We start from the raw sequence: 23,982 nt of genomic DNA, 5'->3' as shown, positions 1-23,982 counted from the left end.
GTACTGCCAACATCATTCAAGCGCCTGTAACCGCCGCTCGATATGCCTGCGCTCAGGCGCCTGCCGGGTCAGCGCCAGCGCCTGCCGCCACGCCGCACGTGCATCTTCCACCTGCCCCAGCTGGTAATGCAGTTCACCCCGCGCCGCATGCGCCAGGTGATAGTCCTGCAACTCCCCCCGTGCCAGAATGCCTTCAACCACCCGCAAACCAACCGCCGGACCATCCCGCTTGGCCAGCGCCACCGCCCGGTTAAGCTCCACCACGGCGGACGGCCAATGCCGCTGCAACACGTCATACAGCCCGACGATCTCGGCCCAGTCCGTCTCTTCAGCCGTTGCCGCTTCGGCATGCACCGCAGCAATTGCCGCTTGCACGCTATAGGCGCCAAAACCGCGGCTTTGCAGGGCCTGACGCACCAGCTCGCAGCCCTCGGCGATGCGTTGCTGGTCCCACAGGCTACGGTCCTGCTGCTCCAACAGCACCAGGTTGCCTTGGCCATCCGTGCGCGCCTGTTGCCGTGACGCCTGCAGCAACATCAGCGCCAGCAGGCCGACTGCCTCCGGGTCAGGCAGCAACTGCACCAGCAACCGCGCCAGGCGGATGGCCTCGTCACTCAACGCCTGCTGCAAAAGTGCCTCCCCGGAAGACGCTGAGTACCCCTCGTTGAACACCAGGTAAATCACCCGCAACACGCTTTCCAGGCGCTCGGGCAGCTCAACCAGCTCAGGCACCTGGTAAGGGATGCCGGCATCGCGGATCTTGGCCTTGGCGCGGACAATCCGTTGGGCGATGGTGGCAGGGCTTTGCAGGAAGGCACGGGCGATCTGCTCGGTGGTCAGGTCGCAGACTTCGCGCAGGGTCAGTGGCACCTGCGCATCGGCCGACAGCGCCGGGTGGCAGCAGGTGAAGATCAACCGCAGGCGGTCGTCTGCCAGCAGCTCTTCTTCACTGGGGTCTTGCGCCTGGCCGTCGAGCAGCATGCTCAGGTCAGCCTGGGAGCGGTCGAACCGGGCACGCCGGCGTAGCGCATCGATGGCCTTGAAGCGCCCTGTAGATACCAGCCATGCCCGCGGGTTGGCGGGGATACCGTCGTGCTGCCAGCGCTCGACGGCAATGAAGAAGGCATCATGCATGGCCTCCTCGGCCAGGTCGAAATCACCCAGCAGGCGAATCAGCGTCGCCAGGATGCGCCGCGACTCAGCCCGGTACACCGCCTCGACCTCGGCGCGCACCTGCGCCGGTGCCGCCATCAGTCAGGCATCCGCTGGGTCACCACCTCCACCAGGCGGTCCAGGCTTTCTCCCCAGCCCTGGTGGAAGCCCATTTCCTCATGGGCCCGGCAGTCGGCGGCATTCCAGTGCCAGGCACGGGCGGTGTAGCGGGTTTTGCCCTGCTCTTCGTCAAAGCTGATCACGGCAGTCATGAACGCTTTGCTGGACGGCACCCAGCCGGGGCCGAAAGCATCGGTGAACACCACCCGGCGCGGCGCGGCAATTTCCAGAAACACGCCCTGGTTAGGGTACTCGCTGCCATCCGGCGCCCGCATCAGGGTGCGGAACAGGCCACCGGCCCACAACTGCATCTCGCACTCCGGGGTGGTCATGCCGTGCGGCCCCCACCACTGCATCAGCCATTGGGGTTCGGTCCAGGCGCGGAACACCTTAGCCGGGGGGGCGTCAATCAGGCGGCTGATGGACAACTCGTGTTGCGCTTGCGCAAGGGGTGCAAGGCTCATGCTGGGGTCTCTCCGTGGCAGTCAGGGTTGCAGTTCGCGCACTGGTCGCACTTCGACAGTGCCAACCCGCGCGGCTGGGATGCCCTTGGCGATGTTCAGCGCTTCATTAAGGTCGCGGGCCTCGACCAGGTAAAAGCCGGCCAGCTGCTCCTTGGTTTCGGCGAACGGGCCGTCGGTCAGGCTCATGTGCCCGTTACGCATGCGCACCGTGGTGGCCGTCTGCACCGGCTTCAATGCCTCGGCCGCGAGCATTCGACCGGAGCCATGGACAGCTTCAGCGTAAGCCTTGCATTCGGCGTCTTCCGGGCTGTCGGGCAGGCTGTGCAACAGCCCCTCGTCACAATAGACCAGGCACAGGTATTTCATGGTCGCCTCCAGGGCATTGGCAAAGTGCGTTTGGCGATAACGGCTCAGGGCTTGAGATCGAACAGGGCTTTTTGCGTTTCCATGTCGAAAGGCGCCGACCAGTGTTCGTGGATTACCTGCCACTGGCCGCCTTGACGACGATAGCCCACGGTGGCGCGCATGAAGCCGCACTGGCTTTCGTCGTCGCCCGGGCCGCAGCGGTTCAGCCAATGGGCCAGTGCCAGGTCGCCGGCCGCATGCACTGTCAGTTCGGCGAGCTCGAAGACCATGGGACCGGTACACATGTTCATGCACATTTCCCAGTGCGCCGTGTACACGGCCTTGCCTTTGAATTGCAGGGACTGGATGGCATCGAAGGCGACGATGTCGTCGGCATAGGGGGCAATGATGTTGGGGATGTCGCGATCGCGCACGGCCTGCATCCAGCACTCGATCAGTTGGCGGATCTCGGTTTCGGCGGCGGTACTCATCGGGGGTTCCTCCGACAGGTCATAGGTTTGGACGCGCGGTTGAGCGTGCCTTCAGCTATGGTCGAACGGGAATCGGAGGAATCGACAGGGCTTGGAAATTATTCTGCTTCAAAGTTGACAGGTTATCAGTGAGCAAGAGTCCAGAGCAGTCTGGTTCAGACCATTGCGGCTTGTTCAAAAACCTCGTCGGCCCACTGGTTCAAGCTTTTGCCGGCAGCGCGGGCTGCAACACTGGCGGCTGCATGAACTTCGGGCCGTATACGCAGCATCACCTTGCCCGAGGCAGGCTTCTCTGGCGCGATGCCCTGCTCTGCACAATCGGCCAGATAGTCCTCAAGCGCATCGCGAAACGCATCGTGCAACTCAGGGACCGAGCTGGCGTGAAAGCTGATGATGTCACGCATGCCGAGCACACGGCCGACGAAGATGTCGTCGCGCGCGTCGTACTCGATACGCGCAGCGTAGCCTTTGTAGCGCATGCAACTCATGTCCTGACTCCTGCACAAATACTCGCAAAGAATGCTATCAAGCTCGGATATCACGCTCTTCTAAATATTCATTCAGGATCTTTCAAACTCATGACCTTTCGCCCGCCTTTTAGACGTCTGATCAATTAACACCGCCAACTGTAGGAGCGGCCTTGTGTCGCGAACGGGCTGCAAAGCAGCCCCAGGATTTTCGCGCAGATGCAAAAACTGCTGGGGCTGCTTTGCAGCCCTTTCGCGACACAAGGCCGCTCCTACAGGATTGCGTGGCACTCAGATTCCGCGTCGATCAACCCTGCTGGCAGCCCTCACCCATGGCACGATACTGGATGGTATGCACCTGGCCTTGGTGGTCTTCATAGGTCATGGTCGCAGGTACCACTTCGCAGACATTAGGGATGGTCGACAGGTTGATCACCCGCTTGATGTCGAGGTTCATCGAGTAGTCGTACTGCTGGGCCACAGGCTGGCTGGAGACGGGTTTGGCCTCATCGGCAAGGGCGAACGAGGACATACCGACCAATGCAAGAATCAGTAATGGTTTCATGTGGGTTTGCCTTTTGAGCTTTCAAGCTGATCGATTGACTTCTATTGCCGTGTGCGGCGCGGAGAAGTTGCCATCTTCGGTAAAAGAGGGCACGAAGTACCGATCCCGCTTCGTACTGCCAGGGGGGATGAATAAAAGTCTACTCCCGGCCAGCAATAGTTGAACCCCGAACTCGGATATTCACCCTTGCCGGATTTGCAACAATCTGCGACAAGATGGCTGCAAATCCTTAAGCCAGAGCCTCTGGTGAGCTTTCAGGGTAAGGGCCCGTGATTTCTGAAAATTTATCGTGTTCGAAACTTTCGGACACAGAACGCCGGCTGCTGGACCATTTTTACCGCCAGCACGGCTCGCGCATGCGTGCAGCGAGCGATGCAACACTGTGGGTGGCCAGAGGCCCGGGCATCATCGCCGGGCTAAGTCTGAGCAAGGTGGGTGAGGGTTTCTGGCTGACCGGCCTGTTCGTCGACCCGCAGCAACGCGGCCAAGGGGTGGCCGGGCGATTGGTCGAGGCAGCGCTGGCACAGGCCGATGGGCCAACCTGGCTGTTCTGCCACCCGGACCTGGCGCCCTTCTACCAGCGCCTGGGTTTCGACCAGGCCTGGCAGTTGCCAGAAGCCCTGGCTGGCCGCCTGCAACGCTACCAGCGCAGCAAACGGCTGGTAGCCCTGCAGCGGGGTCAGTCGTCGTTGACTTCCAGCCCGGGGAACAACACCTCGGTGTAGCCGAATTTGGCAAAGTCCTGGATGCGTGACGGGTACAGGCGGCCGATCAGGTGGTCGCACTCATGCTGCACCACCCGGGCATGGAAGCCGTCGGCAAAGCGGCTGATCGGGTTGCCCTGCGGGTCGATGCCTTCGTAGCAGATATGCTTGAAGCGCGGCACAACGCCACGCAAACCGGGCACCGACAGGCAGCCCTCCCAACCGTCCTCGACCTCGCTGGAAGTCGGCGTGATGACCGGGTTCAGCAGAATGGTCTGCGGCACCGCCTCGGCATCCGGGTAGCGCTCGCTGCGTTCGAAGCCGAAGATCACCAGTTGCAGGTCGATACCGATTTGCGGCGCGGCCAGGCCCACGCCGCCAACGTGGCGCATGGTTTCGAACATGTCGTCGATCAGTAGCTGCAGCTCGGCACTGCCGAGCATGTGCTCGGGTACGGGAGGGGCGATGCGCAGCAGGCGTTCATCGCCCATTTTCAGGATTTCGCGGATCATCGGGGTTGAGGCTCGGAGGTATGAGGCTCGCTCGGTTTCGGGTGCTCATGGCCCAGCACGGTGATGGTTTCCTTGGGCTTTTCGCCGTCGAAATCCTTCTCGCCCGGGTCTTTGCCCTCGGCCGACATGTGCTCGATCACGGCATTCATTTCGGCGCCAAGCAGTAGCACGGCAGCCGAGATATAGAAATACAGCAACAGCACGATGATTGCACCAATACTGCCGTACATGGCGTTGTAGTCGGCGAAGGTCTTCACGTAGTAGGCGAAGCCCAGCGAAGCCAGGATCCACACCACCACCGCCAATACCGAACCCGGGGTGATGAAGCGAAATTTCTGTTTCACATCCGGCATCACGTAGTAGATAAGCGCCACCGCCACCATCAGCAAAAGGACGATCACCGGCCAGCGCAGCACAGTCCACAGGGTAACGATGAACTCCTCCATGCCAACCTGGGAGGCGATCCATTCCATGACCTGCGGGCCGAGTACCATCAGCGCGGCGGCCGCCAGCAGCATGCCGGCCAAGCCCACGGTGTAGAAGATGGACAGCGGAATACGCTTCCATACCGGACGGCCCTCAGGCACGTCGTAGGCTGCATTCATTGCACTCATCATCAGGCGCACGCCGGCAGATGCCGTCCACAGGGCGATGACGATACCGACCGACAGCAGCCCGCCCTTGGACTGTTGCAGCTGGTCGATAACCGGGTTGACCTGCTCCAGGGCCTGCGGTGGCAGCACCAGTTCCGATTGCAGGCGCAACCAGGAAAAGAAGTCTGGCAGGTGCAGGAAGCCGATCAGGGCGATCAGGAACAGCAGGAAGGGGAATAGCGAGAACAGCGCCTGGTAGGCCAGGGCCGAGGCATAAGTGGACATCTCGTCGTCGAGGAATTCCTTGACGGTACGCACCAGCACGCGGTGCAAGGGCAGGCCCTGCAGGGCGGGAAAAATCATAGCGTCTCCTTTCGCCGCTCGATCGTTACAACAGGCAAGTTTAATAGACCATGCCGATGCTGTGCTGCTCCCGGCCATTTACAGAATATTCTTACGAAAGTGAGGGCCTCTTCGCGAGTGAACCCGCTCCTGCATTGGCCGGCGTACACTGCCCAATGCAGGAGCGGCTTCAGCCGCGATGAGGCCGGCACAGGCCCCCTCAAATCAAGGCTTCTTCACCGCATCCTTGATATCACCCTTGATCTGTTGCCCTTCACCCTTGATTTCCTGCGCCTTGCCCTCGGCCCGCAACTTGTCGTTGTCGGTCACCTTGCCAACACCCTGTTTCACGTTGCCGATCGCCTCGTTGGCCAGGCCTTTCGCTTTGTCTTTAGTACCGCTCATGGCAAAACTCCTGCAAATGGAGACACGTGAACCGTGTCGACAGAGGGTGGACCCAACGTCTGCGCCAGGAGTTTCAACCAATTTTCCAGCCACAAGCCGAACGGTAAAACTACGGGCGAATACCGCACCAAATTACCCGTGCACGCCTACGCAGTTTTTCTGCGACTGTGACTACTGCTGATGGGGCCACTTCTGAGTTGAGCCTGCCGGTTCGTCGGTACGGCAACTGGCCTCTTCGCGGGTTTACCCGCGAAGGGCCAGCCCAGACACAGCAAATTACAATCCTTGCCCCGCCCCCGTGCCACCCCTCACAATGCAGGCCTTCATAGCGTCAACCCGCAGGAACCTGCATGAAACTCGACAAACCCGCCGCCATCGCCCGGCGTAACGAAGCACTGGCCCGCCCGGTGCTGAACAGCAGCAACACCCTGTTCGCCATCCTGGACAACAAACGCAACCTGTGGTGGTTCGAAGTGCCGGTGGCGCTGCTGGGCAAGGGCCAGGCCGACTGGGTCAACCTGCTGCTGCACACCCCGGAAAACGATGAGCTGCAGCACCTGAAGGTGCCCACCAACTTCCTCAAGGCCCACCTGGAGCAGATGGAAGTGCGCAAGCCCGGCAAGCGCCGCTCGACCATCAGCCTGGCCCTCAGCGCCGACCGCGACTCGCTGCTGCGCGACACCCGTCCGGGTGGCGAGCAGCTGGACTTCCGCAACTTCGTGCAGGTGTAAGGCCGTCAGGCCTTTTCGATCCGGTCGTCATGGATGACGATCAGGCCCTGCTTGAACAGGCCGCCAATGGCCTTCTTGAAGTTGCCCTTGCTGACGTTGAACAGCTTGCTGATCAGCGCCGGGTCGCTCTTGTCACACACACCCAGCACCCCACCTTCGGCTTCCAGGCGCGCCATGATCTGCTCTTGCAGGCTGTCGGCCAGGGCAGCGCCTACCGGCTGCAGGCTGAGGGCGATCTTGCCGTCGTGGCGCAGTTCCTTGATGAAGCCCTTCTCGTGCATGCCCGAACGCAGGAACTTGAATACCTCGTTCTTGTGGATCAGGCCCCAGTGGCGGTTATTGATGATGGCCTTGAAGCCCATCGGCGTTTCGCCTGCCACCAGCAATTCGACCGGCTGGCCCACTTTGTAGTCAGCCGGGGCAACGTCAAGGTAACGGTCCAGGCGTGAAGTGGCGGTGATACGGCGGGTACGCTTGTCGAGGTACACGTGCACCACGCAGTAGTCGCCGATCTTCAGCTGCCGCGCTTCTTCCGAGTATGGCATCAGCAGGTCCTTGGACAGGCCCCAGTCGAAGAAGATGCCGGCACCGTTGATGTCCTTGACCTTGAGGCTGGCAAACTCGCCAACCTGCACCTTGGGCTTCTCGGTGGTGGCGATCAGCTGGTCTTCGCTGTCCAGGTAGATGAACACGTTCAGCCAGTCATCGACTTCGGTTTCGGCGTTTTTCGGGATGTAGCGCCCGGGCAGCAGGATCTCGCCATCGGCGCCGCCGTCCAGGTACAGACCGAAGTCCACGTGTTTCACGATTTGCAAACTGTTGTAACGCCCAAGCAGAGCCATTTCCGATGATCCTCAAGACAAGGAGGCTATTCTACACCTGAAGCCAGCGTGTCGCCCGGCCGCTGATACAGTGGAACCGTCAGCCGCCCCTTGCGTCTACCGTCTGGCCAGTCCCAGCAAGGAACAGCACATGCCACTCCGCCTGTCCAAAGCCCTGCTTATCGCCATCGGCTTCGCCCTGGCCCTTGCCGCCTGCAGCCGCATGGACCTGGCCTACCGCAACCTCGACCACCTGGTGCCGTGGTCGCTGGGCGATTACCTGGACATGAACCGCGAGCAGAAAACCCTGCTCGACGACCGCCTGAAGCAACACCTGGCCTGGCATTGCAAAACCCAGCTGCCCGGCTACCTCGACTGGCTGGACCGGGTACGCGGCATGGTCGCCGACAATCAGGTGACCGACCAGGCCCTGCAGCAACGCACCCGCGAAGCCCGCCAGGCGATTGGCGTGGTGGCCGAGGAAATCACCCCGTCGGCCGCTGAATTGCTGCGCGGCATGAGCGATAGCCAAGTGGCGGAAATGCGCGAGGCGTTTCGCGACGACATCAGCGAGCGGCAGAAAAAATATGTAGATACCCCGCTGGCCAAGCAAATAACCCGCCGTAGCGAGCGCATGGAAAAACGCCTGACGCCGTGGTTTGGCGAGCTGACCCCGGTGCAGAAGCAACGGGTAGAAGCCTGGTCCGCGGCGCTGGGCGACCAGAACCGTGAATGGATCGCCAACCGCGCCCATTGGCAGCAGCAACTGCTGCTGGCGATGAACCAGCGCAACGACGCCAGCTTCGAGCCGCGCCTGGCGACCTTGTTGCAGCGCAAGGAGAGCTTGTGGACGCCGGAGTATCGGGCGGCGTATCAGAATACCGAGCAGCAGGCGCGCAGCTTGCTGGTGGATTTGGTGCAGCAGAGTACCCCGCAGCAGCGGCGGTTTCTGCAGGAGCGGCTGGGCAAAGTGCGCACCGATTTCAGTGAGTTGAAGTGTTTGAAGGGCTGAGCTCATTGATTGCCTGCAACGGCCCTATCGCCGGCAAGCCAGCTCCCACAGGATTACCACAGGGCTGAATATTGTGGGGCCCTGTGGGAGCTGGCTGGCCTGCGATAGGGCCGGGACAGGCAAAGCATTTATCGGGCCTTGCGCCGATACGGAAACACATCAATCACCTTCCCCTCCCGTATCGCCGCCTGCAGCCCCTTCCAGTAATCCGCGTCATACAACTCCCCATGCAAACGGCTGAACAACCGCCGCTGGCCAATATCGGCAAACAAGAACGGCGGAAACTCTTCGGGGAACACGTCATGCGGCCCGATCGAGTACCACGGCTCGCCCGACATTTCGTCCTCCGGGTAACGCGGTGGCGGGATATGGCGGAAATTCACCTCGGTCAAGAAGCTGATTTCGTCGTAGTCATAGAACACCACCCGGCCATGGCGGGTAACGCCGAAATTCTTCAGCAACATGTCGCCGGGAAAGATGTTCGCCGCCGCCAGCTGCTTGATGGCCAGGCCGTAATCCTCCAGCGCTTCCAGCACCTGGCCCTCGCTGGCATGCTCCAGGTACAGGTTCAACGGGGTCATGCGCCGCTCGGTCCAGCAGTGGCGGATCAGCACCGTGTCGCCTTCCAGTACCACGGTCGAGGGTGCCACCTCCAGCAGCTCGGCCAGGCACTCCGGCTCGAACTTGCTACGCGGGAAGCGAAAATCGGCAAACTCCTGGGTATCGGCCATGCGCCCTACCCGGTCGACGCTTTTCACCAGCCGGTACTTGTCGATCACCGTGGCACGGTCAACCGTCTTCGACGGCGCAAAGCGGTCCTTGATGATCTTGAACACGGTGTTGAAACCCGGCAGGGTGAACACGCTCATGACCATGCCCCGCACCCCCGGCGCCATGACGAAACGGTCGTCGCTGCTGGCCAGGTGGTTGATCAGGGCGCGGTAGAACTCCGATTTGCCCTGCTTGTAGAAGCCGATCGAGGTGTACAGCTCGGCAATGTGCTTGCCCGGCAGGATGCGCTTGAGAAAGTTGACGAACTCGGCCGGCACCGGCACATCGGCCATGAAGTACGAGCGGGTGAACGAGAAGATGATCGACACTTCCGACTCGTCGGTAATCAGCGCATCAGCCTCGATGCCGTGGCCCTCGCGGTGCAGCAGGGGGATCACCAAGGGCCACTGCTCGTCGCTGTTGTACAGGCGCCCGACCAGGTAGGCGCCCTTGTTGCGGTACAGCACCGGCACGAACAGCTCCAGAGCCAGGGCCGGGTCCTTGCACACCCAGTCAGGCAGGCATTCGCGCAGTTGCTCTTCCAGGCGCGCCAGGTCCCCTTCCAGGTCGCCATAGGGCACATCGAACGGGTAATCGGCGAACAGCGCGCGCAACAAGCCCTTCAGGCCGCCTTCAAGCCGATAGGTTCGGGTTTGCGCAGCCCGTTCGCGGCCACGCATGGACGGCCGGGTGGTGTGGATGAACATGCAGCCGTCGCTGATCAGGTCATGGCTGAACAGGCTGCAGAACAGCGAGTTGTACCAGGTCTCGGCCAGCTCATCGTCAAGGCGCGGGTCGATCAGGTGGATGTAGGCGTTTTTCACCAGTGGCCACTGTTCCACGTCCAGCAGCACGTCTGCCGCAAACGCCTGGCGCAGCCAACCATTGACCTCGGCGACCTTCTCTTCATAGAGGTTGATGCGCTCGGCGGCGGCCTGCTGGATAACTTGCCAGCGCGCCTGCTCGAAGCGCTGGCGGGCACCGAGGGTGATGCGCTGGAAGTGGTCGCGGTAGTCGTCGAAGCCGGCGAGGATGGTGCGGGCGATTTCGACTGCGGGCCAGGGCTGGGGCATGGGGAGCGCCTCGGGGCAAGGTGAGATAGAGAGCTTAGTCGGCCTGCCCGTAATGCGAAGGCTGTGCTGGCCCAATCGCCGGCAAGCCAGCTCCCACAGGATTACCACAGGGCTGAAGAGGGTGGAGTACCTGTGGGAGCTGGCTTGCCGGCGATTGCGTCAGAGCAGGTTTACACCGCAAGAAAGCACAAGAATCCCCCCGCACCCTGGCGTACACTCGCGCCCCTGCCCTGCCTCCGGAGACCGTTGTGAGCCCCATCGCCCTAGCCCGCCTGCTGACCCTTGCCGCCGTATGGGGGGCGAGCTTTCTGTTCATGCGCATCATCGCCCCCGAGCTGGGCACGGTGCCGACCGCGTTCTTCCGTGTGTCCATTGCCTGCCTCGGCCTGATCGCGCTGCTCGCCGCCGCCCGCGTGCGCTGGGACTTCCAGGGCAAGCTCGGCGCCTGCCTGGTGCTGGGCATGATCAACTCCGGCATCCCCGCCACCTTCTACTCGGTGGCCGCACAGGTACTGCCCGCCGGCTACTCGGCGATCTTCAACGCCACTACGCCGCTGATGGGCGTGCTGATCGGTGCACTGTTCTTCCGCGAGGCCATGACCCTGCCCAAGCTCGGTGGCATCTTCCTTGGCCTGTTCGGCGTCGGCATCCTCAGCGGTGCCGGCCCGGTCACCTTCGATATGGCGTTGGTGCAAGGGGCTCTGGCCTGTCTGGCCGCCACCACCTGCTACGGCTTTGCCGGTTTCCTCGCACGGCGCTGGGTCAGCGGCCTGGACAGCCGGCTTTCGGCCTTGGGCAGCATGCTCGGCGCAACATTGCTGATGACCCCGCTGTTTGCCTGGAGCGCCCTCACCCAGCCGCCGGCGAGCTGGGGTGGCTGGCAGGTCTGGCTGTCGCTGCTGGGCCTGGGCCTGCTGTGCACCGCTTTCGCCTATATTCTGTATTTCCGCCTGCTGGCCGAAATCGGCCCGGTAAAAGCCAGCACCGTTACCTTCCTGATCCCGGTATTCGGCGTAGTGTGGGGGGCGTGGTTGCTCGACGAGCCGCTGTCGATGGCGCACCTGTACGGCGGCGTGCTGATTGGCGCGGCGTTGTGGCTGGTGCTGCGCCCGGCGCGCAACTGAAGCGGGAGGTGTGATGGACAGCACGTACAAGAAGGTCCTGTTCCGCCTGGCACAGGACGCCAACGGCTACCCACCGGCCTCGGTCGAGGGCCTGTGGGCCAAGGCGGTAGAAGGTGGCTATGCCATCGACAACATTCCGTTTCATGTCTACGGCATTGCCCCGGGCGACGTGATCGTCACCCGCGAAGAGGCCGGCGAAACCTGGTTCGCCGAACTGCGCCAGAGTGGCGGCAGCTCGGTGTTCCGGATTGTCGTGCGGCCACCGGAAACCCTGGACCAGGTTCGCGCCGCCTTGCAGGACTTCGGCTGCGCCTGCGAAACCGAACCGGCAGTGAAGATGCTGGCCGTCGAAGTGCCGCCGCAGCGGTCACTCGACACCCTGCTCTACTACCTGCTCACCCAGCGCGAAGCCGGCCTACTTGACTTCGAGGAGGGCGTATTGCGCCACGCCATCCCCGAAGAGTTCCGCTAAGGCTTACGCCTCGGCCAAACGGGCGGCGGGCTTGCGAAACACGAACAGCAGGCCCACCACGATCAGCCCCATGCCCAGCAGGCTGAGCGGCGCCAGGCGGTTACCGAAGATGAGGAAATCCATCACGGCGGTGACTGCCGGCACCAGGTAGAACAGGCTGGTGACATTGACCAGGTTGCCTTTGGCGATCAGCCGGTACAGCAGCAAGGTCGCCAGCAACGAGACCACCAGGCCCATCCACAGCAACGCACCGATAAAGCCGCCGGTCCACTGCACCTGCAGCGGCTGCAGCGGTGCGAACAGCGCGCACATGGCAAAGCCGGCCAGGTATTGCAGCGGCAGCGTGCCCATGGGGTTGTCGGTGATGCGCTTCTGCAGGATCGAGCCAAAGGTCATGCTGGCCAGCGCCAGCAGGGCGAACAGCATCCCCGCCAGCGACACCCCACTTAGGTTGATGCCCTGGTAGACCACCATGATCAGGCCGCTCAAGCCCAACCCTAGGCCGAACAGGCGGCTCCACGAGCGCTGGCGCTCCATCAGCACCACGGTAAGGATCGGTTGCACCCCCATCACCGTGGCCATGATGCCTGGGGTGACATGGGTGTTGAGCGCCAACAGGTAGAAGATCTGGTAGGCACCGAGCAGGACGCACCCGGTACCCAGGGCCCGCAGGATAGCCCCGCGACTGCGCGGCCAGCGCAGCCCCAGCAGCGGGCCGATCAGCAACAGGCCAGTCAGGGCCAATGCCGAACGCAACAGCAGGAACGCGAACGGGCTGGCATGCGCCAGGCCCAGCTTGGAGACGATCGCCCCGCTGCTCCACAGCAGGACGAACAGGCTGGTGGTGGCCGCCGAGGCCACGGATGCTTTGCTAAAGACAGACATGTATTGCCACCTGATAGTAGGCGAATAAGCCAAACGGACGGCGTGCGCTTCAGCGAGGGAAGTAGCCGACCGTGTTCAGTAGGTTGCGTGTGCGAAGGGATGCGGCCAGAAGCCGATCAGCCCAGCACAACCACGCAAGGAGGCGGAGCTACGCCGCCTACAACGCCACTGACAGGTGGTGGGTAGTGACTGATCATGGCTGGCTGCTGGCTGCCACGCACGACCATGCCCGCGACTGGCGCGATGGCAAAGCATGTGGTGGAGGGGCTGGCTGGCATGAACAGGTCTTCGGGAAGAGAACAATGGGCTGGACTATAGCCCGGTGTTTCCTGGCTGGCAACTACCCCGCCGGCGCTATTGCCGGGGCCGCTTCGCGCCCCATCGCCGGCAAGCCAGGCTCCCACAGGTACGGCGCAAACCTCAAGATTTTCGCGATCCCTGTGGGAGCCTGGCTTGCCGGCGATGGGCTGCGCAGCAGCCCCAGTGACGCTAGCTGACTGGCAAGAGGCCGCGTCTGTATTGGTTAATTTCTCACCCCCCCGACTCGTCTGAATGCGAAACGCAGCACGCATTCACCCGCTTCGAGGAATACCGATGAACGTATCCACCTGGCTCTACCGGCCAGCCCAGATCACCTGCCTGCTGCTGGTCAGCGCCTATGCCCACGCCGCCAAGCCCGGCGATGTGTTCAAAGACTGCAAGGACTGCCCGGAAATGGTCGTGCTGCCCGCCGGCAGCTATGTCATGGGCGCCCCCGACGACGAAGTCGGCCGCCAGCCCGACGAGGGCCCACTGCACACCGTGACCTTCGCCAAGCCGTTCGCCATGAGCCGCTACCAGGTAACCGCGGGTGAACTGGACGCCTACATCAAGGCCACCGGCACCGTCATCAAGAGCGGCGACGAACGCCCAGGCCGCTGGTGCGAAGCCAGCAAGCCGACCTACAAGCAAGGCCCCCGCCAACCCGCAGTGTGCGTCGACTACGACGAAGTGCAGGCCTACACCCAGTGGCTGGCCAAAACCACCGGCAAGCCCTACCGCATGGTCAGCGAAGCCGAGCGCGAATACGCCGCCCGCGGCGGCTCGACCGGGCCGTTCCCCTTCCCCTTCGACGAGCCGGGCAAGTACGAAATCAGCAAGCACGCCAACACCTACGGCCCCAAGGACGGCTACGCCTTCACCTCGCCCGTGGGCAGCTACCCGGCCAACGCCTTCGGCATGTACGACATGCATGGCAACGTCTACGAATGGGTTGCCGACTGCTATCACGAAAGCTACGAAGGCGCCCCCAGCGACGGCAGCGCCTGGATCCACGACCCCAAATGCATCCGCGCGCACATGCGTGGCAACGACTGGGGCGAGCCGCCGATCTTCTCCCGCTCGGCCAACCGCAACGACCGCCTCAAGACCACCCGTGGTGACTTCCTCGGCTTTCGCGTAGCACGCGAATTGTGAAGGTGTGACGCAGTAGACGCAGCAGCCCTGAAAAAAATCGCCAATAAGAATCGTTCCGGTTTTTCTCGCGTGCTGCGTCACATAGCTGACATAACTAAAAACCCCTCTGCCAACGAGACCGCAATAGATGTCCAAGTCCTTGCCCGGCCCGCTCAACCCGCTTGCCAAAGCGTTACTGATCCGTCATTCCCTTCGCCCCCAGCGCGCACTGTCGCGCATCGGCCTGGGCCTGGCCCTGTCCGGTGCGCTGGTTGCCCAGGTGCAGGCGCAGGAGTGGACGTTGGATATTCCGGCGCAGTCGATGAACTCGGCGCTGCAGGCACTGGCCAAGCAGACGGATACCCAGTTGCTGTATAGCCCGGAGGATATCAGCGGGGTGCGTTCCACAGCGCTGAAAGGCAGGCATGACCTGCAGTCTTCGTTGCGGACGTTGCTGCAAGGCACCGGCTTGCGTTACCAGATCGATGGCAACACCGTGACCGTGACGGCCAGCTCAAGTGCAAAGGACGGCCAGGTCGAGCTTTCGGCGACCAACGTCAATAGCGTCGGCCTGGACGCAACTACCGAAGGCACAGGCTCTTACACGACAGGCGTGACAAGCACGGCTACAAAAATGAACCTGTCGCTTCGCGAAACCCCCCAATCGATTACTGTTGTCACCCGTCAACGCATGGATGACCAGCATCTGGGCGCTATTACTGACGTACTGAAACAAACACCAGGCATCACCATTTCCCAGGACGGCGGGGAGCGTTTCAACGTCTACTCACGCGGCAGTGCCATAGACACTTACCAATTCGATGGCGTCAATACCAGCCAGGAAAACCAGACGCGCAACATGCCCAGCACACTGCTGGACATGGCATTGTACGACCGGGTGGAGATCGTCCGCGGAGCCACCGGCCTGATGACAGGGGCAGGTGAACCTGGTGGGGTCATCAACCTGATCCGCAAAAAACCGACCCGTGAGTTCAAGTCCTATATCAAGGGCAGCGTGGGTTCCTGGGACAACTATCGCAGCGAAGCGGATGTATCTGGCCCCCTGACGGAAAGCGGCAACGTACGAGGACGCATGGTCGCGGCCAAGCAGGACAACCACACGTTCATGGACTGGTACGACCAGAAGCGTGAAATTTTCTATGGGGTTGTCGAGGCCGATGTGACCGACACGACGTTGGTACGCTTCGGTGTCGACTATCAGAAATACCGGTCGACCGGCTCACCTGGTGTTCCACTGTTGTTCACCAATGGCAAGCAAACCGATTTCTCACGCTCCACCAGCTCCGGTGCACGGTGGATGTATGACGACTTCGAAACCATGAACTACACCGCGACCCTGGAACAGCAGTTGGTGAACGACTGGAAGCTTCGGGTGGTGGCCAACTACATGGATGTGGACCGTGATGCCGACCTGGGTTGGTATCGAAGCACATCCGGGGTCGCATACCTGAACGAAGCCACCGGTTCGGCAAGCGCCGAGCGGGCCAAAATCTCTGCCGACCAAACGCAAAAAGGCCTGGACGTCAATCTCGCCGGCACCTACGACCTGTTCAACCGTAGCCACGATCTGGTACTGGGCTACAACTACTCCGAGTACGAAAACGACCACCACTCCCAGACAGGCGGAATTGCCACCTTCAATTTCTACACGTGGGACAACTACCTTGCCCGCGACGGCTACCGTCCATCGTTGATCTTCAACATCAAGACTCGCCAAAGCGGCTACTACGTGGCCAACCGCTTCAACCTCACGGATGATCTTCACCTGCTGCTAGGCGCCCGGGTTTCACAGTACACCTACGACTCCGACTTGACGTCGCTGATCGCCAACACCAACACCGTCAGCAAGATGCGTGAAACCGGCCAGGTGACACCGTACGCCGGCGTGATCTATGACGTGACGCCTGAACAGTCCGTGTATTTCAGCTACACCGATATCTTCAAACCGCAAACGTCGATGGACAAGGATGGCAAAGTCCTCAAGCCAGTAGTCGGCAAGAACTACGAAGCGGGCTGGAAAGGCGAGTTCTTCCAGGGCCGTCTTAACACCAGCGCTGCCGTGTTCATGGTCGAACGTGACAACTTTGCCGAACTCGATCCCGGCCAGCTTACCCCGACCGGCTCCTCGGCCTATCGTGCCGTTGACGGGGCCAAGACCAAAGGCTTCGACCTTGAGGTCACCGGTGAGATCGCACCGGGCTGGAACGTGCAGACGGGGTACAGTCACGCCAAAACCAAGGACGCCGATGGGGAACGCCTTACCACTCAATTGCCCATGGACACTTTCCGCCTGTGGACCACCTATCATCTCAAGGGCGACTGGGACAAGTTGACGGTGGGCGGTGGTGTGAACTGGGATTCGAGCAAATCACTGACCTTTGCCAACATCAACAATGCCAAGGCCAAGGATGACGATTTTGCCGTGGTCAACCTCATGGCCCGCTACCAGGTGACTGAACACCTGGCGGCTACCGTAAACGTCAACAATCTGTTTGATGAAAAGTATTACTCCGGCATGGCCGGCAGTTATGGCCACTATGGCGCACCGCGTAACGCAACACTCGATGTCCGTTACGATTTCTGATTCTGCCCGCTCGAATGGACAGCGCCCTTCTTCATGAAGGGCGTTTTTTTGCCTCGCTGCCGGCCATCATCCATCGTTAAAGGCCAACTCACCTGACGGTCCTGCATTGCAGTTGGTGCAGGCTGGCAGCCTGCGCAAAAAAAACCTGCGGTATCATCCTGGACGAATGTCACCGCAGGTTGCTGTATCCAGGCAACGCCCCTTGTTCAGGGGCATGCTCTGTCAATCGCTGACCTTGTCAACCTCCCGAACCATTGCGACCAGGCCATCGAGCACTTCCGGTTGCTTGAGGATTTCGTAATGCCCGGCATTGATGGCTACATTGACATTGCTACGACGGGCCCAGAACGGGTTGAGGGTATTGCCTGCCCACCAGCATGAAGCCTGCACCATGGTTTTCGGCAAATCGCTGATCATCAACGAAAGCGCCTTCAATCGCATGGCCACGACGAAGGTGTGGGCCAACTCGCCGCTGCTGATTTCGGCATACGCCGCCCCTTCGCCATTGTTGGCGCGCCATCGTTCGATCAGTTGCTCCAAGGTAGTTGTATCGGTATCGACAGGTACCGTTGCTGTTGGCAACGCGTCCTTTGCAGCGCCCAGCACGACGCTCAGGAAGCTTCGCAAATCATTACCCCAGTCGCCTACAGCCAATACTGAACCCGGCTTCGGCATGTAGCTGTCTACCAGGCCAAGTGCAGCTACTCGCTGCCCTTGATTCTCCAGTTCCCGGGCGACCATCAGCGCCAGAGTTCCACCCAGCGACCATCCCATCAGGTGATAGGGGCCTTCAGGTTGTTTCTGGCGAATGTACTGGGCGTAGTCAATGGCCATCGATTCAAGCGAGTCATCCTCCCAGCCACGATCCAGCAGCATGCGGCACTGCAAACCGAAGACACTGCAATGGCCATCCAGGCGACGCGCCAGCGGCTCGTAGTCAAACACAGTGCCAAAGCCTGCGTGCAAGCAGAACAACGGTGTGGCATCGGTGACACGGCTGTTGAGCAACAACAGTGGGTCAAGGTCATTGCCTGCGACAGAAAAGCCCGACAACTCACCAATAGTCGGCTTGGCCATGACATCGCGCAGCTTCAACTCAATGGTCAGATCACCGTGAGCGCGGACTTTGGACAGCATTTTCAGCACCCGCAGCGAGTCGCCACCGAGCTCGAAGAAGTTGTCGTCGACCCCGATCTGGTCAACCTCCAACACTTCCTGCCAGATACGCGACAGTACATGCTCGACATCATTGCGGGGCGCCACGCGCCTGCGCTGCCCGTTAGCTTCTGGCGCGGGCAGTGCTTTACGGTCTATCTTGCCGTTTGGCGTAAGTGGCATCGACGCAAGCAGAACAATGTGCGCTGGCACCATGTAGTCGGGCAGCTCAACACGCAAGGCATCACGCACCTGCGCCGCCTCTACCGTCGCGCTTGCAGCTACCACGTACCCCACCAGCTGCTTGCCATTGGCAACCTCGCGAGCCACAACGACCGCGTCCTTGATATCCGGCAGATTGCGCAGGCGCGCTTCGATCTCTCCCGGTTCGATGCGGAACCCTCGAATCTTCAACTGGTTGTCCAACCGGCCGATGAAGTCGATGACCCCATCGGCACGACGTCGTACCCGGTCACCCGTGCGATACAAGCGTGAGCCTGGGTTGAAAGGGTCTGCGACAAATCGTTCGGCCGTCAGCGCCGGGCGCCGGTGGTAGCCCCGCGCTACACCCTCGCCTCCGATGTAGAGCTCGCCGGCGATGCCATCAGGTAACGGGTTCAGGTTCTGGTCGAGTACGTGCAGCGTGCGCATACCGACCCGTGTACCGATCGGTGCATAGACCGCTTCGCACGATTGCTGCACCGGTACTTTCCACAACAGTGGCGTGACGACCGTTTCTGTCGGCCCATAGCCATTGGTCAGGTAGTGAGGCCGCAAGGTGCGTTTGACCAGTTCGAACAGAGCATCGGGCACCGCATCGCCACCAAAGCAATAGATGCGTACCGGTGGCGCAGCTTGTTTCGACGCTTCGGCGAATTCGGCCAGTTGCTGCAGGTAAGCCGGTGGGAAGCAGGCAATATCGATACGTTGTGCATGCAACACCTGCCAGGTTTCTTCGGCCGTCCACAACCGGTTGTCGCGTACCACCAGGCTGCCACCGGTCGACAAGGTCGAAAGCCAGCGCTCCTGGGCACCGTCAAATGCAAACGACATGAACAGCAACTCGCGCGTCGCCTTATCCATCTCATACAACTGGGCGATGGCCTGGCAATGCATGCGTATCTGCCCATGGCTTACGGCCACGCCCTTTGGCTTGCCGGTAGAGCCGGAGGTATAGATCAGGTAAGCCAGGTTGTTGTCCTGTACCTGCAGCTGCGGCGCACTGTCAGGCAGCTCCAGCGCTGTCAGCAGGTCCAACTCGACACAGTCGCGAACCAAGGCAAAGCGCTCACGCAAGCCACTGCGACTGATCAGCAATTTCATGGCGGAGTCTTCGACAATCCACTGCAGTCGGTCCTGCGGATAGTCGATATCCAGCGGTACATAGGCGGCGCCGGTTTTCATCACGGCGAGGAATGCCACGATCACGTCCACTGACCGTTCCAGGGCGATGCCGACCGTGACTTCAGGGCGCGCGCCCAGGCTGATCAGATGATGTGCCAGTCTATTGGCACGACCATCCAGCTCGGCGTAGGTCAGCGCCTGCTCACCACAACTCACTGCCACCGCCTGAGGACGCTCGAGGGCGTGCCGCGCGATTTGCCCGGCAAGGTGCACCTTGTTGCCATCGTCCGCAGACAGTTGATTGCGCTCGACCACCTGTTGCGTCTGGGCCGACGTGAGCATATCCAGGCTGCCGATGGTAGCTAAAGGATTATCCAGCATTGCGGTGAGCAACGACTCGAAGCTGCCGCGTATGGCGTCAGTGGCTGCCTGGGTAAAGCGGCTGCGCAGGTAAAGGAACTCGACCGACAACGTGTCGCTCAGGTGAACCGCCAAGTCCATGGCAAAGTTGGTGACATCACGGTTGCTGACTTCACCGAACCGCAGCTTGCTGCCCGCGCTTTCGCGCAAACGCTCATCCACCGGGTAGTTTTCGAACACCACGATGCTGTCGAACAACGGCTGTCCGGGTTGACCGGCCCAGCGTTGCACATCTGCCAACGCTGCGTGCTCATGGTCACGCAGCTCCAGGTTGTAGGCCTGCAACTGTTGCAACCAGTCTGACACCACTGCGCCCGGTTGTGGAGCCTGGACCACAGGCAGGGTGTTGATGAAAAGGCCCAACATTTTATCTGAGCCCACAAGGCCCGCAGGCCGCCCCGCTACCGTTGCGCCGAAGCAGACGCTGGACTGCCCCGTATAGCGTTGCAGCAACAGCAGCCAGGTAGCCTGAATGAGCGTATTCGGCGTTACCCGCAAACGCTGCGCCTGTCGACGCAGGCGCGAAGTCTTCACCGCATCCCAGTTGAGGTACAACGCATCGTGGCCTTCAAGCTTGCTATCGGCATACGGGGCAACAGTACCTGCCAGCAGGGTCGGGCTTTCAAGCTCGCGAAGCTTGCAGGACCAGAACGCCTGCAACGTAGCCTGCGGCTGGCGGGCGAGCCAGCGGATGTACTCGGCAAAGCGCGTGACCGGCACACTCGGCCCCTGACCGTAGTAGCACTGTAGAACCTCACCCAGCAGTCGCGAGTTGCTCCAGCCGTCCATGAGGATATGGTGGCGCGTCCAGATCAGATGCAAACGCTCATCGTCCAGCCTGACCAATATCAGTTTCATCAGTGGCGCATGCATCAGATCGAAGCCTTGCGCGGTGTCGTCCGCTGCCAAGGTGCGCAAATCATCTGCGCTTACCTCACGGCCACGCCAATCCAGTACCCGTGTAGGCATTTCGGCCTGGCGATGCACCACCTGAAGCGGCTCTGCCAGCGTCGGCGAAAGCCAAAAGCCGGTGCGCAAAATGTCATGACGCGCAATCACCTGATTCCAGGCCGCAATGAAACGGTCGATCTCAAGGCCGGCCACTTCTACTGAAGTCCGGTTGATATACAGCCCGGACTCAGCCCCCTGCAGGGTATAGAACAACATGCCCTGCTGCATTGGCGACAACGGATAGATATCGGCGACCTGATGAACAGGTACTGGCAAGCTGTCCAGTTGAGCTTGGTTCAGGCCTGCGAGCGGGAAGTCCGAAGGTGTGACACCGATGTGCTGTTGCTGGCAGCAATGAGCGATCAATGCCTTGAGTTCGGCAACATAGTCATCGGCCAAGCGCTGCAGCGATGCCAGCTCGAACCGATCCAGGCTGAAGCTCCAGTTCAGCTTGAGCTCACCACCGTATACCTGCCCATTTATTGTCAGCATGCTTGCCAGCGGCGCGGACTCATCTTGAGGTGCCCCCGGGTATTCCTTGGCAGGCACGAATAGACCTGAGGATGCATCAAAACTACCATCGAACTGGCCAAGGTAATTGAACACCACGTCGCCTTGAGGTAATTGCGCCAAGGTATTGCGTGCCTCGTCATCGCCTAGGTAACGCAGCAGCCCATAACCAATGCCCTTGTCCGGAACCGCCCGAAGTTGCTCCTTGATCGCCTTGATCGAATCGGCCATGCCATGCTGTGGCTGCAGGCTTACCGGATACATGCTGGTGAACCAACCCACCGTCCGACTGAGGTCGATACCCTCGAACAGATCCTCACGACCATGACCTTCCAAGCGTACCAACAGCTGCGGTTGTGCAGCCCAGCGGCAAACCACACGGGCCAATGCCGTCAGCAGCAGGTCGTTGATCTGCGTGCGATATGCCGCAGGTGCAACCTGAAGCAGTTGACGCGTGCTCTCACTATCCAGACGACTGCTGACAGACGCCACGTGCTTTTGCAGGTTTGCGCCTTGCGGGTTGTCACACGGCAACGCATCGCTCACACCTTGTAGTTGCGCCTGCCAGAAGCTCATCTGTGCCATCAACCGGGGGCTTGCGGCGTAGTCCTGTAGCTGCTGCCCCCAAGCCTTGAACGAACTGGTCTTCGGCGGCAGCTGCGGCAGTTTCCCGACCCGCAAAGCCTGGTAAGCCTGTTGCAGGTCGGCCAGCAGTACACGCCACGAAACACCGTCGACAACCAAGTGGTGCACCACCAGCAGCAGACGTTGGCTACCGTCGGCCAGGTCGATGAGCACTGCACGCAACAGTGGCCCTTGCTGAAGGTCCAGACTGCGATGCGCCTGCTCCGTCACCTGCGGCAATTGACTGCTATCCAGTATCGAACGCGTCCAAAGCAATGCCTGGGGCGCGTCATGGAATGTCGCACGCCAGCCGCTTTCGCTTTGTTCAAAAGCCAGACGCAATGCATCGTGATGCGCCACCAACGCAGACAATGCGGCATTCATGGTTTCGCTATTGAGTACTTCGCGCGGCTGTAACAGCACCGATTGGTTCCAGTGCTGGCGTTGAGGGATGTCTTCGGTAAAGAACCACTGCTGGATCGGAGTCAATGGCATGCTGCCAGAAACCGCCCCTTGATCGATGGCTGCACGCGCATCACGTCGTGCTACCGCCGCCAACCTTTGTACCGTCTGGTTCTCGAACAACTCTTTAGGTGTGAACTGAAGGTCCAGCAGACGCGCACGGCTCACCACCTGCAACGAAATGATCGAATCGCCACCCAGCTCGAAGAAGTTATCGGTGAGCCCGACCTTCTCCAGTTTCAGCACATCCGCCCAGATCGCCGCAATTTGCTGCTCCAGTTCGCTTTGCGGGGCGATGTACTCGCCTTGCAACTGGCTGGCATCCGGCTGTGGCAAGGCCTTGCGGTCCAGCTTGCCGTTCGGCGTCACCGGTAGCTTGTCGAGCAGCAGCAGGTGCGCGGGCACCATGTAGTCCGGCAGGCCGGTCTTCAGGGCTTCGCGCAGGCTGTCACGCAAGGCGTTCTGCTCTTGCGTGCTGTCGGCAGGCACCACATAACCCACCAGTTGTTTGCCGCTCGGCCCGTCCTGGGCCAGCACCACCGCTTCCTGCACGCTCGGCAGTTCAAGCAGGCGTGCTTCGATCTCGCCCAGTTCGATACGCAGGCCGCGGATCTTCACCTGGTGGTCGATACGCCCGGCGTAATCAATCACCCCATCGGCGCGATAACGCGCCAGGTCGCCGGTGCGGTACAGGCGCCCGCCGTTGGCGCTGAACGGGTCCGGTACGAAGCGTTCGGCAGTCAGCGATGGGCGCTGGTGGTAACCGCGGGCCAGGCCCACGCCGCCCAGGTACAGTTCGCCAGCACTGCCACGTACCGCCGGTTGCAGGCTGCCTTCGAGGATGTGGGTTTTCAGGTTGTCGATCGGTTGGCCGATCGGCACGCTGATGCTCTCGTCCGGCTGGCAGGTCCAGTGGGTAACGTCGATCGCCGCTTCGGTCGGGCCGTACAGGTTGTACAGGCCGGCCGCCGGCAGGCGCTGCAGGGTCTGGCGCGCCAGCTCCGCCGGCAGCGCTTCACCGCTGCACACCACGCGTTTGAGGCTGGTGCAGCTTTCCACCGCTTCGTGGGTCATGAACGCCTGCAGCATCGATGGCACGAAGTGCAGTGTGCTGATGCCGTAGTGGTTGATGGTTTCCACCAGCAGTTGCGGGTCGCGGTGCGCGCCCGGCTGGGCCATGACCAGGCGTGCGCCGGTCATCAGCGGCCAGAAGAACTCCCACACCGACACGTCGAAGCTGAACGGGGTTTTCTGCAGCACGCTGTCGCTGGCGTCCAGGCCATAAGCCTTCTGCATCCACCACAGGCGGTTGACCAGCGCCTGGTGGCTGTTGCCGGCGCCTTTCGGGCGGCCGGTGGAGCCGGAGGTGTAGATCACGTAAGCCAGGTTCAGCGGCGCCACATCGATGTTCAGGTTGCTGTCGCTGTA

The 23,982-nt window shown here is 61.2% G+C and carries 20 protein-coding genes; 7 read left to right on the top strand and 13 right to left on the bottom strand.

Annotation, left to right across the window (positions count from 1 at the left end):
• Positions 1-12: 12 nt before the first annotated feature.
• The 6 genes from ACI2KG_RS13550 to ACI2KG_RS13525 all read right to left on the bottom strand — a co-directional run bounded on the left by ACI2KG_RS13550 (position 13) and on the right by ACI2KG_RS13525 (position 3,604).
• Positions 13-1,251 carry an RNA polymerase sigma factor gene (locus tag ACI2KG_RS13550; RefSeq protein ID WP_404662250.1) on the bottom strand — a complete coding sequence of 413 codons (1,239 nt, stop codon included), beginning with the start codon at positions 1,249-1,251 and terminating at the stop codon, positions 13-15.
• On the bottom strand, positions 1,251-1,736 hold the full coding sequence (locus ACI2KG_RS13545) for an SRPBCC family protein (protein WP_404662249.1): 486 nt from the start codon (positions 1,734-1,736) through the stop codon (positions 1,251-1,253). The genes ACI2KG_RS13550 and ACI2KG_RS13545 overlap by 1 nt, the downstream gene beginning before the upstream one ends.
• Before the next feature lie 21 nt (positions 1,737-1,757).
• The gene (locus ACI2KG_RS13540) at positions 1,758-2,102 is read right to left on the bottom strand and encodes a YciI family protein (RefSeq protein ID WP_404662248.1); all 345 of its coding nucleotides are present in this window, start codon (positions 2,100-2,102) and stop codon (positions 1,758-1,760) included.
• A 44-nt stretch (positions 2,103-2,146) separates the two neighbouring features.
• Positions 2,147-2,572 (bottom strand): YybH family protein, encoded by a 426-nt coding sequence (locus ACI2KG_RS13535; RefSeq protein WP_404662247.1) that lies wholly within the window; start codon positions 2,570-2,572, stop codon positions 2,147-2,149.
• A gap of 155 nt (positions 2,573-2,727) precedes the next feature.
• Positions 2,728-3,060, bottom strand: a complete 333-nt coding sequence (locus ACI2KG_RS13530; RefSeq protein WP_404662246.1) for a type II toxin-antitoxin system HicB family antitoxin — start codon at positions 3,058-3,060, stop codon at positions 2,728-2,730.
• A 286-nt stretch (positions 3,061-3,346) separates the two neighbouring features.
• Positions 3,347-3,604 carry a DUF2790 domain-containing protein gene (locus tag ACI2KG_RS13525; protein ID WP_172285903.1) on the bottom strand — a complete coding sequence of 86 codons (258 nt, stop codon included), beginning with the start codon at positions 3,602-3,604 and terminating at the stop codon, positions 3,347-3,349.
• Positions 3,605-3,960: 356 nt separating this feature from the next.
• On the opposite strand from ACI2KG_RS13525, the gene ACI2KG_RS13520 reads away from it, so the two are divergent.
• Positions 3,961-4,329 (top strand): GNAT family N-acetyltransferase, encoded by a 369-nt coding sequence (locus tag ACI2KG_RS13520; RefSeq protein WP_404662245.1) that lies wholly within the window; start codon positions 3,961-3,963, stop codon positions 4,327-4,329.
• Here ACI2KG_RS13520 and def read toward each other — a convergent pair.
• The 3 genes from def to ACI2KG_RS13505 all read right to left on the bottom strand — a co-directional run bounded on the left by def (position 4,284) and on the right by ACI2KG_RS13505 (position 6,160).
• Positions 4,284-4,820, bottom strand: a complete 537-nt coding sequence (gene def, locus ACI2KG_RS13515; RefSeq protein ID WP_404662244.1) for a peptide deformylase — start codon at positions 4,818-4,820, stop codon at positions 4,284-4,286. The genes ACI2KG_RS13520 and def overlap by 46 nt on opposite strands.
• Positions 4,817-5,776, bottom strand: coding sequence for a YihY/virulence factor BrkB family protein (locus ACI2KG_RS13510; protein ID WP_400613559.1), 960 nt, complete (start codon positions 5,774-5,776; stop codon positions 4,817-4,819). The genes def and ACI2KG_RS13510 overlap by 4 nt, the downstream gene beginning before the upstream one ends.
• A gap of 204 nt (positions 5,777-5,980) precedes the next feature.
• The gene (locus ACI2KG_RS13505; protein WP_325979805.1) at positions 5,981-6,160 is read right to left on the bottom strand and encodes a CsbD family protein; all 180 of its coding nucleotides are present in this window, start codon (positions 6,158-6,160) and stop codon (positions 5,981-5,983) included.
• A gap of 350 nt (positions 6,161-6,510) precedes the next feature.
• On the opposite strand from ACI2KG_RS13505, the gene ACI2KG_RS13500 reads away from it, so the two are divergent.
• Positions 6,511-6,891 carry a hypothetical protein gene (locus ACI2KG_RS13500; protein WP_404662243.1) on the top strand — a complete coding sequence of 127 codons (381 nt, stop codon included), beginning with the start codon at positions 6,511-6,513 and terminating at the stop codon, positions 6,889-6,891.
• Positions 6,892-6,896: 5 nt separating this feature from the next.
• On the opposite strand, the gene ACI2KG_RS13495 is transcribed toward ACI2KG_RS13500, so the two are convergent.
• A complete protein-coding gene (locus tag ACI2KG_RS13495; RefSeq protein ID WP_404662242.1) occupies positions 6,897-7,733 on the bottom strand; it encodes a S1 RNA-binding domain-containing protein in 837 nt (278 codons plus the stop codon).
• Between the two features lie 130 nt (positions 7,734-7,863).
• On the opposite strand from ACI2KG_RS13495, the gene ACI2KG_RS13490 reads away from it, so the two are divergent.
• On the top strand, positions 7,864-8,724 hold the full coding sequence (locus tag ACI2KG_RS13490) for a DUF6279 family lipoprotein (RefSeq protein WP_404662241.1): 861 nt from the start codon (positions 7,864-7,866) through the stop codon (positions 8,722-8,724).
• A 128-nt stretch (positions 8,725-8,852) separates the two neighbouring features.
• Here ACI2KG_RS13490 and aceK read toward each other — a convergent pair whose 3' ends face one another.
• A complete protein-coding gene (gene aceK, locus ACI2KG_RS13485; RefSeq protein WP_404662240.1) occupies positions 8,853-10,568 on the bottom strand; it encodes a bifunctional isocitrate dehydrogenase kinase/phosphatase in 1,716 nt (571 codons plus the stop codon).
• A gap of 248 nt (positions 10,569-10,816) precedes the next feature.
• Here aceK and ACI2KG_RS13480 point away from each other — a divergent pair, with 248 nt between their 5' ends.
• Both ACI2KG_RS13480 and ACI2KG_RS13475 read left to right on the top strand, forming a co-directional pair.
• A complete protein-coding gene (locus ACI2KG_RS13480) occupies positions 10,817-11,692 on the top strand; it encodes a DMT family transporter (protein WP_404662239.1) in 876 nt (291 codons plus the stop codon).
• 13 nt (positions 11,693-11,705) lie between these two features.
• A complete protein-coding gene (locus tag ACI2KG_RS13475; protein ID WP_404662238.1) occupies positions 11,706-12,164 on the top strand; it encodes a DUF4265 domain-containing protein in 459 nt (152 codons plus the stop codon).
• A 3-nt stretch (positions 12,165-12,167) separates the two neighbouring features.
• On the opposite strand, the gene ACI2KG_RS13470 is transcribed toward ACI2KG_RS13475, so the two are convergent.
• Complete coding sequence (locus ACI2KG_RS13470) at positions 12,168-13,049, bottom strand: DMT family transporter (RefSeq protein WP_404662237.1); 882 nt, start codon at positions 13,047-13,049, stop codon at positions 12,168-12,170.
• Positions 13,050-13,643: 594 nt separating this feature from the next.
• Between ACI2KG_RS13470 and ACI2KG_RS13465 the strand changes: the two genes are divergently transcribed.
• Entirely contained in the window at positions 13,644-14,504 is an 861-nt protein-coding gene (locus ACI2KG_RS13465; protein WP_404662236.1) for a formylglycine-generating enzyme family protein, read from the top strand.
• Positions 14,505-14,631: 127 nt separating this feature from the next.
• Positions 14,632-17,088, top strand: a complete 2,457-nt coding sequence (locus ACI2KG_RS13460) for a TonB-dependent siderophore receptor (protein WP_404662235.1) — start codon at positions 14,632-14,634, stop codon at positions 17,086-17,088.
• A 222-nt stretch (positions 17,089-17,310) separates the two neighbouring features.
• Here ACI2KG_RS13460 and ACI2KG_RS13455 read toward each other — a convergent pair.
• On the bottom strand, positions 17,311-23,982 hold a 6,672-nt coding region (locus ACI2KG_RS13455; RefSeq protein ID WP_404662234.1), incomplete at its 5' end, for an amino acid adenylation domain-containing protein.

The sequence above is a fragment of the Pseudomonas sp. NPDC089407 genome, assembly GCF_044900445.1.
Taxonomy (GTDB): Bacteria; Pseudomonadota; Gammaproteobacteria; order Pseudomonadales; family Pseudomonadaceae; genus Aquipseudomonas.
This window is presented reverse-complemented; position numbering and strand designations above follow the sequence as displayed.

Excerpts from the sequence above, each read along its gene's own strand:
- ACI2KG_RS13550 (WP_404662250.1), bottom strand. The coding sequence starts at position 1,251 with ATGGCGGCACCGGCGCAGGTGCGCGCCGAGGTCGAGGCGGTGTACCGG.
- ACI2KG_RS13535 (WP_404662247.1), bottom strand. The coding sequence starts at position 2,572 with ATGAGTACCGCCGCCGAAACCGAGATCCGCCAACTGATCGAGTGCTGG.
- ACI2KG_RS13520 (WP_404662245.1), top strand. The coding sequence starts at position 3,961 with ATGCGTGCAGCGAGCGATGCAACACTGTGGGTGGCCAGAGGCCCGGGC.
- ACI2KG_RS13475 (WP_404662238.1), top strand. The coding sequence starts at position 11,706 with ATGGACAGCACGTACAAGAAGGTCCTGTTCCGCCTGGCACAGGACGCC.
- ACI2KG_RS13500 (WP_404662243.1), top strand. The coding sequence starts at position 6,511 with ATGAAACTCGACAAACCCGCCGCCATCGCCCGGCGTAACGAAGCACTG.
- ACI2KG_RS13490 (WP_404662241.1), top strand. The coding sequence starts at position 7,864 with ATGCCACTCCGCCTGTCCAAAGCCCTGCTTATCGCCATCGGCTTCGCC.
- ACI2KG_RS13460 (WP_404662235.1), top strand. The coding sequence starts at position 14,632 with ATGTCCAAGTCCTTGCCCGGCCCGCTCAACCCGCTTGCCAAAGCGTTA.
- ACI2KG_RS13470 (WP_404662237.1), bottom strand. The coding sequence starts at position 13,049 with ATGTCTGTCTTTAGCAAAGCATCCGTGGCCTCGGCGGCCACCACCAGC.
- ACI2KG_RS13510 (WP_400613559.1), bottom strand. The coding sequence starts at position 5,776 with ATGATTTTTCCCGCCCTGCAGGGCCTGCCCTTGCACCGCGTGCTGGTG.
- def (WP_404662244.1), bottom strand. The coding sequence starts at position 4,820 with ATGATCCGCGAAATCCTGAAAATGGGCGATGAACGCCTGCTGCGCATC.
- ACI2KG_RS13465 (WP_404662236.1), top strand. The coding sequence starts at position 13,644 with ATGAACGTATCCACCTGGCTCTACCGGCCAGCCCAGATCACCTGCCTG.
- ACI2KG_RS13525 (WP_172285903.1), bottom strand. The coding sequence starts at position 3,604 with ATGAAACCATTACTGATTCTTGCATTGGTCGGTATGTCCTCGTTCGCC.
- ACI2KG_RS13505 (WP_325979805.1), bottom strand. The coding sequence starts at position 6,160 with ATGAGCGGTACTAAAGACAAAGCGAAAGGCCTGGCCAACGAGGCGATC.
- aceK (WP_404662240.1), bottom strand. The coding sequence starts at position 10,568 with ATGCCCCAGCCCTGGCCCGCAGTCGAAATCGCCCGCACCATCCTCGCC.
- ACI2KG_RS13530 (WP_404662246.1), bottom strand. The coding sequence starts at position 3,060 with ATGAGTTGCATGCGCTACAAAGGCTACGCTGCGCGTATCGAGTACGAC.
- ACI2KG_RS13495 (WP_404662242.1), bottom strand. The coding sequence starts at position 7,733 with ATGGCTCTGCTTGGGCGTTACAACAGTTTGCAAATCGTGAAACACGTG.
- ACI2KG_RS13540 (WP_404662248.1), bottom strand. The coding sequence starts at position 2,102 with ATGAAATACCTGTGCCTGGTCTATTGTGACGAGGGGCTGTTGCACAGC.
- ACI2KG_RS13545 (WP_404662249.1), bottom strand. The coding sequence starts at position 1,736 with ATGAGCCTTGCACCCCTTGCGCAAGCGCAACACGAGTTGTCCATCAGC.